Source organism: Nocardioides sp. Root682 (assembly GCF_001427795.1).
In the GTDB taxonomy this organism is placed as follows: Bacteria; Actinomycetota; Actinomycetes; order Propionibacteriales; family Nocardioidaceae; genus Nocardioides.
Genome location: NZ_LMHJ01000003.1, coordinates 1,038,266 through 1,051,127, shown reverse-complemented (window position 1 = coordinate 1,051,127; position 12,862 = coordinate 1,038,266). Strand labels below are relative to the sequence as shown.

Here is a 12,862-nt window from a genome sequence, read left to right as displayed (position 1 = left end):
GGAGTACCGACCGCGTGTGACGAGTCCCACTCAACGGCCAGGGTCGACGAGAGCCGGCCCGGCATAGCCCGCAGGCTTGCCCCAGTCAGGTCCACGGGTGGTCCGACGGTCGACCAGGACGCAGCGCGTGCCGGTGTAGTTCGTCGGCATGCACTTGTTGCAGTGGTTGCACAGCGAACGGGTGGCCGCGTCGGCCTGGAGCCGGTTGACGAGGTCGGGCTCGCGCAGCAGTGCACGGGCCATGGCGACGAAGCCGAAGCCCTCCGCCATCGCGGTGTCCATCATCGGCCGGTCGGTGACGCCGCCGAGCAGGATCATCGGCAGGTCGACCGCGGCACGAATCTGGCGCGCGTCGTCCAGCAGATAGCCGTCGGTGTACGGATAGCTCTTCAGCAACCGGTGGCCGATCATCTTCACGCCGGCCTTGATCGGCTGCGGCATGACACCCGCGAACTCCTGCAGCGGGACATCGCCCTTGAAGAGGTACATCGGGTTCAGCAGCGAGCTGCCCGCCGTCATCTCCAGGGCGTCCAGGGTGCCGTCGGCCTCGAGCCACTGTGCGACCGGTATCGCCTCGTCGAGCCAGAAGCCGCCCGGGGCGCCGTCGTCCATGTTCATCTTGGCGATGATCGCGATCCGGTCGCCGACCTCGTCACGGACGGCGCGCATGATCGCGCGAGCCAGCCGGGCACGGTTGCGGAGGCTGCCGCCGTACTCGTCGGTGCGGTGGTTGAGCTTGGGGCTGAGGAACGCGCTGGCCAGGTAGTTGTGGCCCAGGTGGATCTCCACGGCGTCGAAGCCGGCCTCGACCGCGCGACCCGCAGCATGTGCGTGCGCAGCCACGATGCGCTCGAGGTCGGCGACCGTCGCCTCCTGCGAGGTGTTCATCGCGATCGCGTTGACCCGCCTGCTCGGCGCCAGCGCCGGCGACCTGTTCCCACGCGCCTCGGCAACTGGTCCGCCGTGACCGATCTGCGCCGACACCGCAGCGCCTGCGTCGTGGACGGCGTCGGTCAGCGTGCGCAGGCCGGGCATCGCCTCGTCGGTCCAGAGGACCTGGTGGCGGTCGGTCCGCCCGTCCCTGGCGACGGCCAGGTAGGCGACGGTCGTCATGCCGACCCCGCCCCTGGCGTAGGCGGCGTGGAAGTCCACCAGGTCACGAGTGACCCGGCCGCGGTGCGCGAGTCCTTCGTACGTCGCCGCCTTGATCACCCGGTTGCGCAGCTGCACCGGTCCGATCTGGCCGGGCGAGAAGACGTCGGGCGGAGAGCTCGATGCAGTCACGGCTTCACAGCCGGGCGGATGACCTTGCCGGTGGCGTTGCGGGGCAAGGGCTGCTGCTCGATCCGCCAGCGGCTGGGCACCTTGAAGTGCGCGAGCTCGGTGGCGACGTACGCACGCAAGACCTCGACCAGCTCGCCCGCGTCACCGGAAGGATCGGCGGGGACGACGACCGCGGCGACCTCCTGCCCGAGGTCGTCGTGCGGGACACCGAGGACCACGGCCTCACTGACCGCGGGGTGGTCGACCAGGACACCCTCGACCTCGGCGGGGTAGACGTTCTCGCCGCCGCGGATGATCAGGTCCGAACGGCGGGCGGCGAGCCGGATCCGGCCCTGCTCGTCCATCGTCCCGATGTCGCCCGTGTGCAGCCAGCGGTCGGTGTCGATCGCGTCGGCGGTCGCCTGCGGGTCCTGCCAGTAGCCCAGCATGTTGTAGGCGCTGCGCACACAGATCTCGCCCTCCTCGCCCCGCGGGAGGACCTCGCCCATCGGGCCACGCACCTCCATCTCGACGCCGATGATCGGGCGACCGAGCGTGCCCGGCGACTCGGCGAGGTCCATCGGCGTCGCCAGCGCGACCGCCGTGCACGACTCCGTCAGGCCGTAGCTGTCGACCAGCGCGCCGGCGAACGGCAGGTGGTCGCGGAGCTTCTTCTTGAACGCCGGGGACGACGGTGCGGACGCGAGCGAGAACGCCGAGAGCGACGAGGTGTCGTAGTCCCGCACGCCGTCGAACTCGAGCAGCCGGTTCGCCATCGTCGGTACGGCGCCCCAGTGGGTGACGCGCGCGCCCTGGACGAGCTCCAGGACCGTCGCGGGGTTGAAGGCGCCGAGGTGCAGCGCGGCCGTACTGCCGTTCGCGAGCCGCGGTACGGCGAGGTTGTGCAGGCTGCCGATGTGGAACAGCGGCATCGCCAGCAGGTAGACCTTGTCCTCGGGCGCGACCGGGTCGCCGAAGGTGGCCGCCAGGATGTCGTTGTAGCGGTGGAAGCCGATCACCGCGCACAGGTTGCGATGCGTGTGCACGGCACCCTTCGGTCGGCCCGAGGTGCCGGACGTGAACAGGATGACCGCCGGGTCGTCCTCGGCCACGTCGGCCGAGGGCAGCGGTGCGTCGGGGTGGGCCGTGGCGAGCCGCTCGTGCTCGACGCCGAATTCGATGACGGGAAGGTCCCGGTCACCCAGAGCACCCAGAGCACCCAGAGCACCCAGGGCAGCCTTTCGCTTCGCGTCCGCGAGCACGACGACCGGCTCGGTCAGGTCCAGCGCGTGGGCCAGCTCGCGTGGAGACCACCACGCGTTGCACCCGACGGCGATCGCCCCGATCGAGACCACCGCCCAGAACGACTCGATCCAGGCGGCCGAGTTCGCGGCGGAGATCGCGACGCGGTCGCCCGGCCGGACGCCGTACTCCTCCCGCAGGGACTGGGCGAGCGACGAGACGCGGGCGGCGTGCTCGGCGAAGGTCAGGCGACCCTCGAGGCTGACGAGGTAGGTGCGGTCGCCGTACTGCACCGAGGCCGCGAGGACCTCGTGCAGGGCGCGGAACCGCTCGGCGAACACGGGGATCGGGGCACCGAGGACCTCTTCGGTCCGCATCTCGCTCGGGCCGCCGGGGCCGGAGATCGCCGCCAGGGCAGCGTGCGCTGCCGCGACGGGGTCAGCCACAGGGTCAGTCTGGGTGGTCATGTCGTCGAGTATTCGCAAGCAGCGAGAGCCAGGCGCGCGTGCTCCCGGTGACCGGGACCACCTCCGGCCGGGCACCGTCGGGCGCGCTCAGGATGTCGGCATGAACCCATTGAACGGACAGGTCGCGATCGTCACCGGCGCAGGCCAGGGAGTCGGGCAGGGCATCGCCCTCGCCCTGGCAACTGAGGGAGTCTCGGTTGCCGTCGTCGGCCGCACGGTCTCGAAGCTGGACGCCACCTGCGAGCTCCTGCGCGAACGCGGCGTGCGAGCCGAGGCCTACGGCCTCGACCTCCTCGACACCGACGCCATCGCCCCGTTGGTCGACCGGATCGCCGCCGACTTCGGCCGCCTCGACCTGCTCGTCAACAACGCGTACGACGGCGCGATGATGCCGTTGCTCGACATGACCCTGAAGAACTTCACCAAGGGCTTCGTCTCCGGCCCGTTCGCCGCGTTCGCCTTCATGCAGGCAGCGCACCCCCACCTCGTGGCGGCCGGCGGCGGCTCGATCGTGAACCTCGTGACCTCGGCGATGGTGCGTTGGGACCCCACCACCTACGGCGGGTACGCCGCCGCCAAGACCGCGCTGCGCTCACTGACCCGCACTGCGGCAGTCGAGTGGGCCACCGACGGGATCCGCGTCAACAGCATCGCCCCGCACGCCCTCTCCCCCGGCCTCAAGTGGTGGACCGAGAACAACCCCGAGGAAGCGGCCGAGTTCGTGGCCGCCATCCCGATGAAGCGGATCGGTGACCCGGAGGCCGACATCGGCCGCGCCGTCGTCGCCCTCGTCGGTCCCGACCTGGCCTACCTCACCGGCGCGACCATTCCGCTCGACGGCGGCCAGGCGCACTTCTAGCCTGCGAAGAGTGTCGTGCCCAGTGCTTCGGCGCCACCGTCGACGAACACCATCTGGCCGGCCATGTGGGAGTTCTCGGGGGCGATCAGCCAGAGCAGCGCGTTGCCGATGACCTCGGGCTCGGCGTAGCCGTTGAGCGGCATCGGCACGGCCGCGTCCATGATCGCCTTCCACTCCGGGTCGGAGACGAGCTCAGCCGTCATCGGTGTGAGTACGACGCCGGGCGCGATCGCGTTCACCGGGATCCCTGCTCCGGCGAACTCGGGCGTCACCGCAGTCCGTCGCAGCCACTGCGTCAGGGCCGCCTTGGTCGACCCGTAGATCTCGTGCGCCCGACCGGCTCCGGCGGCCACCTCGGCGGCAGCCAGGCCAGCGGCCTCGTCACCAGCCAGGCAGGCCGCGACGATCGCGGCGTCGTTGGGGTGGGTGCCCGCGATCGAGCCGACCAGCGCCACCCGTGGAGCAGGCGCGGCGGCGAGCACCGGCTGCAGGCCGGTGACCAGGTCCGTCGTACCGAAGAAGTTGACGCTCACCTGTGCGGCTCCTGCCTGGCTCAGGCCTGCGCAGGTGATGAGGCCGTCGAGTCGACCTTCCGCGAGCTCGACGACCTGCGCGACCGCGGACGCGCGCCCCTCGGGCGTCGACAGGTCTGCACAGACCTCGACGTCCTTGAGGTCGACACCGATCACGCGGTCCCCGCGTTCACGCAGCAGACCAGCGGTGGCGGCTCCGATGCCGGACGCAGCTCCGGTGACGGCAATGACTCGGCTCATGAGGTTCTTCCTTCGTCGTAGCGCGGACCCAGGAGCAGACGTGCCGCGAGCCGGACGTCCTCCTCGGCCTGCTCGCGGTTGATGACACCGTTCAGCACGGACACCAGGACGCCGTACCAGGTCTGTTCGATGATCCGGACCATCCGCAGGTCCTCGTCGACGGCCTCGCCGACACCGAGCGCGTTCAGCAGCACCCGGTGGAACGCGGCGTTCGCCTCGGTGTACTCGCGGCCTCCCTGCAGCTGGGCGGCGTTGTTGGCCTGGAGCATGGCGGTGGCGAGCTGGGGCCGCTCGAGCAGGCGACGCCCTGCGGCAATCAGCACGTCGGCGACGGCCGCCGCGTGCCCCTCCTCGCCCGGCACCTGCGCGGCGACGACGCTGAGGTTGTCCACCTGCCCGTGGAGCACCGCGACGAACAGGTCGGTCTTGGACGGGAAGTAGCGGTAGAGCGTGGCGATGGCGACACCGGCTTCCTTCGCCACGTCTGCCATCTGCATCCGCTCGAGTCCGTGCTGGGCACCCAGCTTGCTGGCGGCCTTCAGGATCCGGCGGTAGCGGACCTTCTGCTCCTCGGAGCTGGGCTCGGCCGGTTGCCGGGCCTCGGCGATTCGCGGCACGCGTGTCTCCTGCTCTGCTGGTGGAGCCCGGTGGCGGGCGTGATCATCCTCGACCTCCGTGCTCCCGGGCGTTGGCAGGCTACCGCTCAGTGGGACCTGATCGGGCGCACATCGCGCCGGACTCACAGACTCGAGCCATGACGACCCACGACCAGATCCGCCAGATCGAGGTGGACGCCGGTCCGCGGCGGTTCGCCCGCGGCTGGCACTGCCTGGGGCTGGCCCGCGACCTCACCGACGGCAAGCCCCACCAGATCAACGCCTTCGGCCAGAAGCTCGTCGTGTTCGCGGGCGAGGACGGCACCATCAACGTGCTCGACGCCTACTGCCGGCACATGGGCGGCGACCTGTCCCAGGGCATCGTGAAGGGCAACGAGATCGCCTGCCCGTTCCACGACTGGCGCTGGGGCGGCGACGGCCGCTGCAAGCAGATCCCCTACGCCCGCCGGGTTCCGTTGCGCGCCCGCACCGCGTCGTGGCCCACCCTGGTCCAGGACGGCATGCTCTTCGTCTGGAACGACCCACAGGGCAACCCGCCACCGGCCGACGTGACCATCCCCCGGATCCCGCAGGTCGACGACGACAGGTGGACCGACTGGATCTGGTACGAGACGGTCATCGAGGGTGCCAACTGCCGCGAGATCGTCGACAACGTGGTCGACATGGCCCACTTCTTCTACATCCACTACTCCTTCCCGACGTACTTCAAGAACGTCTTCGAGGGCACGGCCGCCTACCAGTACATGGACGGCGCCGGCCGCGACGACGTGCGTCCGGCCACGCCCTCCAGGAACAACCCGACGGTGCTCGGCACCACGAGCGTCGCGGCGTACCACGGCCCGAGCTTCATGATCGACGAGGTGACCTACCACTACGAGGACCTCGACGTGGACACCATCCTGATCAACTGCCACTACCCGATCGACGAGAACTCCTTCGTCCTCCAGTACGGGATCATCGTGGAGAAGAAGGACGGCATCTCCGACGCGGACGCCGAGCTGATGGCGGCCAAGACCGGCAAGTTCATCAAGTACGGCTTCGAGCAGGACGTCGCGATCTGGAAGAGCAAGGCCCGGATCGACAACCCGCTGCTGTGCGAGGAGGACGGCCCCGTCTACCAGCTGCGGCGGTGGTACCAGCAGTTCTACGTCGACGTCGAGGACGTCACTCCCGAGATGACCGACCGGTTCGAGTTCGAGATCGACACCACGCGGCCCAACGAGGCCTGGCGTGCGGAGGTCGAGCAGAACCTCGCCGCACGGCGCGGCTGATGTCGACGCCGCGCACCGACGTACGCCTCGACGTACGCCTCGAGGCCGCACCGATGCAGCCGGTCGGCTGCGGCACCTGTGGCGCGACGGTCCTCGCCCGCAAGAGCAGCTGGGACCAGACCACCCTGCAGTGGACCGCCGCCGCGCTGGCCACCTGCGCGGAACGCCGTACGACGACCGCGGGGTCCGAGCGCCCCAACCGCAACGCGTTCACGGGGTGCTCGGCGCTGACTGCCGCGATCCGGGCAGCTGCGGTCGCGGGGCAGCTCGACGTGCAGTCGGACGAACCCCTGCCGACCAATCCGGAGGCACACCCATGACCGACGTCGAGAAGTACGGGCCCTGGGCCGTCATCGCCGGAGGCTCCGAAGGTGTCGGCGCCGAGGTCGCCCGCCAGCTGGCCGCCGACGGCTTCCACCTCGTGCTCGTGGCCCGCACGCCCGGCCCGCTCGAAGCAACCGCCGCGGCGGTCCGCGACCTCGGTGTCGAGGTCCGCACCGTCGCTGCCGACCTGACCGATCCGGCGTCCATCGCGGCCGTCACGAGCGCGACGGCCGACGTCGAGGTGGGCCTGCTGGTCTACAACGCCGGCGCGAACACGCACGGCCGCGCGTTCACCGAGGGCGACCTGCCCGGCTTCCAGGGCGTCATCGACCTCAACATCACCGCGATGCTCGCCCTGACGCACCACTACGCGCGCCCGATGAAGGAGCGCGGCCGCGGCGGCATCCTGCTCGTCGGCTCGCTCGCCGGCTACGTCGGCACCTCGACCGAGGCGATCTACGGGGGCGTCAAGGCGTTCGGCCGGATCTTCGCCGAGGGCCTCTGGGCCGAGCTCCGCGAGTACGACGTCGACGTGCTCGAGCTCGTCCTGGGCGTCACCCGCACCCCGGCCATGGAGCGCGCGGGGCTGAACTTCGACGTCCCCGGCATGCACGTCTCCGAGCCCGTGGACGTAGCCCGCGAAGGACTCGCCGCGCTGCCGAACGGCCCCGTGCACGTGATCAGTGGCAACGAACAGATGGTCGAGCGCCGGATGAGCGGCGACCGGTCCCGGCTCGTCGCCGGGACCGAGAAGATCATGCGCCTGCTGGTCCCCCGTCACTGACCTGATCGAGGTCGTCGGGCAGGTCCCGAGCAGATCGGACGGACCTCAACCAGCGGTGCGGATCCGGGTCACCGTCGCAGCGCGCGAGCTGCGGGTGGCGACCTGCTCCGGAAGGTCCGGGTAGAGATCGGCCGCGATCCGCCGCACGGCATCGACCACCAGCGGGGCGACCCGCTCCAGCGCAGTGCCGGCCGCAGCGACGACCGAGATCGCCCCGACCGGGCCCCGCGGGCCCCGGATGGCGGCGGCGGCACAGGCGATGTCGGGGAAGCACTCGCCCCGCTCGAGCGCGAGGCCGTTGCGGCCGCGGATCCGGCCGAGCTCACGGTGCAGGGCGTCGACCTCGGAGATCGTCGCGGGCGTGCGGGCCGGGATCTGCTCGCCGACCAGCTCGTCGACGTACTCCGGCTCGAGCCAGGCGAGCATCGCCTTGCCGAGGCCGGTGCAGTGGGCGGGCGCCGTACCGCCGACACGCGAGGGGACAGTGGCGGCGAAGCGGCCGCCGATCTTGTCGAGGTAACGCACCTGGTCGCCCTCGAGGACGGCGAGGTGGATGACCGCGCCGGTGCGGATCAGCAGGTCGTGGAGATAGGGCGAGGCGGCGGAGCGCAGGTCGCTGTGGTCCTCGGCGCCGCCGCCGAGGACGAGCGAACGCCGGCCCAGGCCGTAGCCCTGGGCCGAATGCTCCAGCCATTCGAGGCGGACCAGCTGGTCGAGGATCCGGTGCGCCGTCGACCGGGGCAGGCCCGTGGTGCGAACGATCTGCTCCAGCGTCTCGCGCGACTCGCGCGTGGTGAACAGGTCGAGGATCAGGGTCATCCGTTCGACCATCGACGGCGGGAGCTCCCGCTCCTGGGTCGTCTCGGTCCGCTCGATCGTCAGCGCCGACATGATGTGCCTCCCGGTCCAGAACTGAAATGAATTCTAGTTCGAAGGTAACACCCCTCACACGACTTGAGAAGTCCATTTCTGAAATTCATTCTACCGCCGCTGAGCGGGACCAGCCGCACGCCTCCGGGCCCGGTTCGGCTTGGATGGACCGCAACGCCGCACCCACGAGGGAGTCCCCATGTTGCTGGGCATCACCAGCCCGATCGTCACCGCCGTCCCGGGCTTCCACTCACCCTGGGAGCGCTCCGCCGGCATCGACGACCTGTCCCGGATCGCCGAGGCCGCCGACCGGCTCGGCTTCGACCACCTGACCTGCTCCGAGCACGTCGCGGTGCCCGTCGAGATCGCCGAGCAGCGCGGCGGGACCTACTGGGACCCGCTGGCCACGCTGAGCTACCTGGCCGCACGGACGACGAACATCCGGCTCGTGACACAGGTCCTCGTCCTGGGGTACCACCACCCCCTGGCCATCGCGAAGCGCTACGGCACCCTCGACCTGATCAGCAACGGACGCCTGGTCCTCGGCTTCGGCGTCGGCTCCATCGAGGAGGAGTTCGCCCTGCTCGGCGGCGAGTTCGCGGGCCGCGGCGCCATCGCTGATGACGCCCTCGCGGCACTGCGCGCGTCGATGTCCCAGCCCCTTCCGTCGTACGACGGCCCGCACTTCAGCTACGACGGCCTGGTCATGGACCCGCACGCCCTGCAGCAGGAGGTGCCGTTCTGGATCGGCGGGTACACACCGCGCAGCCTGCGCCGCGCGCGCGAGCTCGGCACCGGCTGGGTGCCCTTCGGCCTGCCCCACGACCAGCTTCGGAAGATGCTCGACACGGCCACGCTGCCCGACGGCTTCGAGGTCGTCCTCGGTGCCGGCCGCCCGATCGACCCCATCGGCGAGGCCGACCGCACTCGCCGAGCCATCGATCGCACCCGCGACGCCGGGGCGACCGTCGTCAACGTCCAGATCGCCGCCACCTCGGCGGACCACTACGTCGAGCAGCTCGAAGCCCTCGCCGCGCTGGAGGAGAACCGATGACCGACCGTCTCACCGCGCTCGAGGCCCGTCTCCAGCTCCTCGAGGACCAGTGGGCGATCAGCCAGCTCGTCGCGTCGTACGGCCCCCTCGTCGACGCGGGTGAAGCCGATCGCGTCGCCGCCTTGTGGACCGAGGACGGCGTGTACGACGTCGAGGACTTCCACATGCGCAGCCGAGCCGACATCGAGACGATGGTGCGCTCCGACGCACACCAGGGCCTGATCGGCGCCGGCTGCAGCCACTTCCTCGGGCCGGCGCATGTCACTGTCGACGGGGACTCCGCCGTCGCCGTCTGTGAGTCCGTGCTGCTCGTTCGCCACAAGGGCCGCATCTTCCCGGCCCGCATCGGCGCCAATCGCTTCGAGCTGGTGCGCACCCCGCAGGGCTGGCAGACGACCTGTCGGACCACCCGCGGGCTCGACGGCAGTGCCGAGGTCCGCGGCCTGCTCGCCTCCACCGGCACCCGATGACCGGCCGCCTGGCAGGCCGCGTGGCAGTCGTCACCGGTGCTGCTGACGGCATCGGCGCCGGCATCGCCCGCGCCTACGCGGCCGAGGGCGCCCGCGTCCTGGTCGCCGACGTCTCCGAGGACCGAGGACGCGCCCTGGCCGGCGAGATCGACGGCCTGTTCCTGCGCGTCGACATCACCGACCGCGACCAGGTCGAAGCCATGGTTGCAACCGCCGTCGATGACCTCGGGGCGATCGACGTACTCGTCAACAATGCCTGGGGCGCCGGTGACGTCGGTCGCGTGGAGAACAAGACCGACGCGATGCTCGAGCGCGGCTTCGCGATGGGCTACTACGGACCCTTCTGGGCGATGCGCGCCGCCTTCGGGCACATGAAGGCGGCCGGCTGGGGCCGGATCATCAACATGTGCAGCCTCAACGGCGTCAACGCACACGTCGGCACCCTCGAGTACAACTCCGCCAAGGAGGCGCTCCGCACACTGACCAGGACCGCTGCCCGGGAATGGGCACCGACCGGCGTGGTCGTCAACGCTATCTGCCCCGGCGCGAGGAGCGCGGCCTTCCACCGGATGGCCGCGGCGCATCCCGAGATCGCCGCAACGGCCGAGGCGGCCAACCCGATGGGACGGCTCGGTGACCCGCTGACCGACATCGCACCGATCGCCGTCTTCCTCGCCTCCGAGGACTGCCGCTACCTCACCGGCAACACGCTGTACGCCGACGGCGGATCACACATCAACGGCGTGGCCTGGGCTCCCGACCTGCCCTGACACCACGGGCGAGGTAGCGTCCGCGACGTGAGGAGCACCCGCGCCAGGTCCGTCGTCGTCACGTCCCGGACCGACGCCGACCGCCAGATCGAGGCGGCCTCGGCGGCCATCGCGTGCGCGCACCTGGTCGGCCTCGACCTCGAGCGGACTGAGCTCTACACCCCCGACGACCTCTACGACCGACCCCAGTACGCGGCCTCCTTCGACGCGCGGGCCGACCTCTGGGCGCGTTCGACGTCCGGGCCGGCCGAGGTTCTCGCCGAGGTGCTCCACGACCAGGCGATCGACACCGCCCTGGCCACCTGGATCAGCGGCCGTTCACTGGTCGGCGTGATGGGTGGGCACGCAGCCCAGCGCGGGAGCATCGAGTACGACGACGCGGCGCGCCTCGGCGCGCTGCTGGGCCGGACCCACGTGATCGCGACCGGAGGCGGCCCGGGCTCGATGGAGGCGGCCAACCTCGGCGGGCGGTTCGCACACGGATCCACCGAACAGCTCCTCGCCGCGCTCGCCACGGTGTCGCGGGTGCCGTCGTTCCTGCCTTCGGTGGATGCGTGGACGACGACAGCCAGGGAGGCGCTCGCGCTCTGTCCCGAGCCGGCACCGACGCTGGGCGTGCCGACCTGGCACTACGGCCACGAGCCGCCGAACCTGTTCGCGACCGCGATCGCGAAGTACTTCCGCAACGCACTGCGCGAGGCGATCCTGCTCCAGGTCTGCGACGCGGGAATCGTGTTCCTGCCGGGCGCAGGCGGCACCGTGCAGGAGATCTTCCAGGACGCCTGCGAGAACTACTACGCCGTCGAGGGCGCGGTCGCGCCGATGGTCCTGGTGGGGCGCAGGTACTGGACCGAGACACTGCCTGCCTGGCCGCTGCTCCAGGCGCTGGCCCGGGGCCGGCCGATGGAGCGGCACATCCACCTCGTCGAGACAGTCGACGAGGCGGCGGCCCTGTTCACGCCACCTGGAAGGTGACCCGCTCCGCGATCACCGCGCGGTAGTGCGTGAGGAGCTGCTCGTTGATCGCGGACCAGGACCGCTCCTGCACGGCACGAACGGCGGTGACACCCATTGCCCGGCGCAGCGCACCGTCGGTGGCGAGGCGATCGACCGAAGCGGCGAGCTCGGCCCCGTTGCCCGGCTGGTAGAGCAGGCCGGTCACACCGTGCGCCACGACGTCGATCGGGCCGCCCTGGGCCGGGGCGACGACTGGCACACCCGAGGCAAGTGCTTCCTGCGCGGACTGGCAGTAGGTCTCGTAGCGACCGGTGTGGACGAAGACGTCGAGCGAGGCGTAGGCCCGGCTGAGGTCGTCGCCGTGCAGCAGTCCCAGGAAGGTCGCGCGCCGGCCGAGGACGCCGCGGAGCCGCTGCTCCTCCGGACCGCCGCCGACGAGCACCAGCTGGTAGCGGGGGTCGTCGGCGAGGTGCGTGAGGAGGTCCAGCTCCTTCTCCGCGGCGAGGCGTCCGACGTAGCCGACGATCAGCTGGCCCTCGGGGGCGAGCAGGCGGCGCAGCGCGCCGTCGCGGTGACGGGGATGGAAGGCAGCCAGGTCGACGCCGCGGCCCCAGCGGTGCACGGCGGGGACGCCGAGCTCCTGCAGCTGGTCGATGCTGGCAGTCGAGGGCGCCAGGGTGCGGTCGACGTGGTGGTGGATCCGGCGCGTCAGGCGAGCGGCCGCGCGGACACCGCCCGGGACGTCGTACCGCTCGGCGAAGCCGACGAGGTCGGTCTGGTAGATCGCCACCGTCGGGATCCCGAGCTCCTCCGCGGCGCGCGCGGCCTGGTAGCCGAGCGTGGCGGGCGAGGCGATGTGGACGACGTCGGGGCCGTACTGCAGCATCATCGCCCGCAACCGGCGACGCGTCTCGAGGCCCACGCGGAAGTCGGGGTAGAACGGCAGGTTCGCACCGCGGGCGCGGCGCAGCCGGAACCCGGCATAGGTGTCCGGTCCGGTCGGAGCAACCAATTCGGCCTGATGGCCCTGGGCGGCGAGGTGCTCCAGGACCCGCCGCACGGAGTTCGTGACACCGTTGATCTGCGGGAGGAACGACTCGGCCACCACCATGACGCGCAGCTTGTCCATGGCTCGCACGCT

Annotated in this window: 14 protein-coding genes; 8 read left to right on the top strand and 6 right to left on the bottom strand. The window is 70.9% G+C overall.

The window, feature by feature from the left end; translation table 11 throughout:
- Positions 1 to 30: 30 nt before the first annotated feature.
- Both ASD84_RS20320 and ASD84_RS20315 read right to left on the bottom strand, forming a co-directional pair.
- Positions 31 to 1,284 (bottom strand): NADH:flavin oxidoreductase, encoded by a 1,254-nt coding sequence (locus ASD84_RS20320; protein WP_056714461.1) that lies wholly within the window; start codon positions 1,282 to 1,284, stop codon positions 31 to 33.
- Positions 1,281 to 2,972 carry a class I adenylate-forming enzyme family protein gene (locus ASD84_RS20315; protein ID WP_056714458.1) on the bottom strand — a complete coding sequence of 564 codons (1,692 nt, stop codon included), beginning with the start codon at positions 2,970 to 2,972 and terminating at the stop codon, positions 1,281 to 1,283. The genes ASD84_RS20320 and ASD84_RS20315 overlap by 4 nt, the downstream gene beginning before the upstream one ends.
- A gap of 100 nt (positions 2,973 to 3,072) precedes the next feature.
- Between ASD84_RS20315 and ASD84_RS20310 the strand changes: the two genes are divergently transcribed.
- A complete protein-coding gene (locus tag ASD84_RS20310; RefSeq protein ID WP_056714456.1) occupies positions 3,073 to 3,831 on the top strand; it encodes an SDR family NAD(P)-dependent oxidoreductase in 759 nt (252 codons plus the stop codon).
- Here ASD84_RS20310 and ASD84_RS20305 read toward each other — a convergent pair.
- Together ASD84_RS20305 and ASD84_RS20300 are read right to left on the bottom strand one after the other, a co-directional pair.
- A complete protein-coding gene (locus ASD84_RS20305; protein ID WP_056714453.1) occupies positions 3,828 to 4,604 on the bottom strand; it encodes an SDR family oxidoreductase in 777 nt (258 codons plus the stop codon). The genes ASD84_RS20310 and ASD84_RS20305 overlap by 4 nt on opposite strands.
- On the bottom strand, positions 4,601 to 5,221 hold the full coding sequence (locus tag ASD84_RS20300) for a TetR family transcriptional regulator (RefSeq protein ID WP_056714449.1): 621 nt from the start codon (positions 5,219 to 5,221) through the stop codon (positions 4,601 to 4,603). Before ASD84_RS20300 ends, ASD84_RS20305 begins: the two co-directional genes overlap by 4 nt.
- A gap of 137 nt (positions 5,222 to 5,358) precedes the next feature.
- On the opposite strand from ASD84_RS20300, the gene ASD84_RS20295 reads away from it, so the two are divergent.
- The 3 genes from ASD84_RS20295 to ASD84_RS20285 are packed head-to-tail and all read left to right on the top strand — an operon-like array spanning position 5,359 to position 7,600.
- Positions 5,359 to 6,492, top strand: a complete 1,134-nt coding sequence (locus ASD84_RS20295; protein ID WP_056714444.1) for a Rieske 2Fe-2S domain-containing protein — start codon at positions 5,359 to 5,361, stop codon at positions 6,490 to 6,492.
- Positions 6,492 to 6,812, top strand: a complete 321-nt coding sequence (locus ASD84_RS20290) for a hypothetical protein (protein WP_056714440.1) — start codon at positions 6,492 to 6,494, stop codon at positions 6,810 to 6,812. Before ASD84_RS20295 ends, ASD84_RS20290 begins: the two co-directional genes overlap by 1 nt.
- Entirely contained in the window at positions 6,809 to 7,600 is a 792-nt protein-coding gene (locus ASD84_RS20285) for an SDR family NAD(P)-dependent oxidoreductase (protein ID WP_056714437.1), read from the top strand. Before ASD84_RS20290 ends, ASD84_RS20285 begins: the two co-directional genes overlap by 4 nt.
- 45 nt (positions 7,601 to 7,645) lie before the next feature.
- Here ASD84_RS20285 and ASD84_RS20280 read toward each other — a convergent pair whose 3' ends face one another.
- Positions 7,646 to 8,491: an IclR family transcriptional regulator gene (locus tag ASD84_RS20280; protein WP_056714435.1), complete on the bottom strand. Its 846-nt coding sequence runs from the start codon at positions 8,489 to 8,491 to the stop codon at positions 7,646 to 7,648.
- Positions 8,492 to 8,669: 178 nt separating this feature from the next.
- Between ASD84_RS20280 and ASD84_RS20275 the strand changes: the two genes are divergently transcribed.
- The 4 genes from ASD84_RS20275 to ASD84_RS20260 are packed head-to-tail and all read left to right on the top strand — an operon-like array spanning position 8,670 to position 11,739.
- Positions 8,670 to 9,524 (top strand): TIGR03619 family F420-dependent LLM class oxidoreductase, encoded by an 855-nt coding sequence (locus ASD84_RS20275; protein ID WP_056714432.1) that lies wholly within the window; start codon positions 8,670 to 8,672, stop codon positions 9,522 to 9,524.
- Complete coding sequence (locus tag ASD84_RS20270) at positions 9,521 to 9,994, top strand: nuclear transport factor 2 family protein (RefSeq protein WP_056714431.1); 474 nt, start codon at positions 9,521 to 9,523, stop codon at positions 9,992 to 9,994. The genes ASD84_RS20275 and ASD84_RS20270 overlap by 4 nt, the downstream gene beginning before the upstream one ends.
- Positions 9,991 to 10,764: an SDR family NAD(P)-dependent oxidoreductase gene (locus ASD84_RS20265; protein WP_056714428.1), complete on the top strand. Its 774-nt coding sequence runs from the start codon at positions 9,991 to 9,993 to the stop codon at positions 10,762 to 10,764. The genes ASD84_RS20270 and ASD84_RS20265 overlap by 4 nt, the downstream gene beginning before the upstream one ends.
- Before the next feature lie 27 nt (positions 10,765 to 10,791).
- Positions 10,792 to 11,739: an LOG family protein gene (locus tag ASD84_RS20260; RefSeq protein ID WP_056714425.1), complete on the top strand. Its 948-nt coding sequence runs from the start codon at positions 10,792 to 10,794 to the stop codon at positions 11,737 to 11,739.
- Here the strand turns inward: ASD84_RS20260 and ASD84_RS20255 are convergent.
- Positions 11,720 to 12,850 carry a glycosyltransferase family 4 protein gene (locus ASD84_RS20255; RefSeq protein ID WP_056714423.1) on the bottom strand — a complete coding sequence of 377 codons (1,131 nt, stop codon included), beginning with the start codon at positions 12,848 to 12,850 and terminating at the stop codon, positions 11,720 to 11,722. The genes ASD84_RS20260 and ASD84_RS20255 overlap by 20 nt on opposite strands.
- Between the last annotated feature and the right edge of the window lie 12 nt (positions 12,851 to 12,862).

Bases quoted from the DNA above. Each gene is read 5' to 3' on its own strand.
- ASD84_RS20295 (WP_056714444.1), top strand. From the start codon at position 5,359: ATGACGACCCACGACCAGATCCGCCAGATCGAGGTGGACGCCGGTCCG.
- ASD84_RS20255 (WP_056714423.1), bottom strand. From the start codon at position 12,850: ATGGACAAGCTGCGCGTCATGGTGGTGGCCGAGTCGTTCCTCCCGCAG.
- ASD84_RS20315 (WP_056714458.1), bottom strand. From the start codon at position 2,972: ATGACCACCCAGACTGACCCTGTGGCTGACCCCGTCGCGGCAGCGCAC.
- ASD84_RS20270 (WP_056714431.1), top strand. From the start codon at position 9,521: ATGACCGACCGTCTCACCGCGCTCGAGGCCCGTCTCCAGCTCCTCGAG.
- ASD84_RS20305 (WP_056714453.1), bottom strand. From the start codon at position 4,604: ATGAGCCGAGTCATTGCCGTCACCGGAGCTGCGTCCGGCATCGGAGCC.
- ASD84_RS20310 (WP_056714456.1), top strand. From the start codon at position 3,073: ATGAACCCATTGAACGGACAGGTCGCGATCGTCACCGGCGCAGGCCAG.
- ASD84_RS20265 (WP_056714428.1), top strand. From the start codon at position 9,991: ATGACCGGCCGCCTGGCAGGCCGCGTGGCAGTCGTCACCGGTGCTGCT.
- ASD84_RS20280 (WP_056714435.1), bottom strand. From the start codon at position 8,491: ATGTCGGCGCTGACGATCGAGCGGACCGAGACGACCCAGGAGCGGGAG.
- ASD84_RS20285 (WP_056714437.1), top strand. From the start codon at position 6,809: ATGACCGACGTCGAGAAGTACGGGCCCTGGGCCGTCATCGCCGGAGGC.
- ASD84_RS20275 (WP_056714432.1), top strand. From the start codon at position 8,670: ATGTTGCTGGGCATCACCAGCCCGATCGTCACCGCCGTCCCGGGCTTC.
- ASD84_RS20290 (WP_056714440.1), top strand. From the start codon at position 6,492: ATGTCGACGCCGCGCACCGACGTACGCCTCGACGTACGCCTCGAGGCC.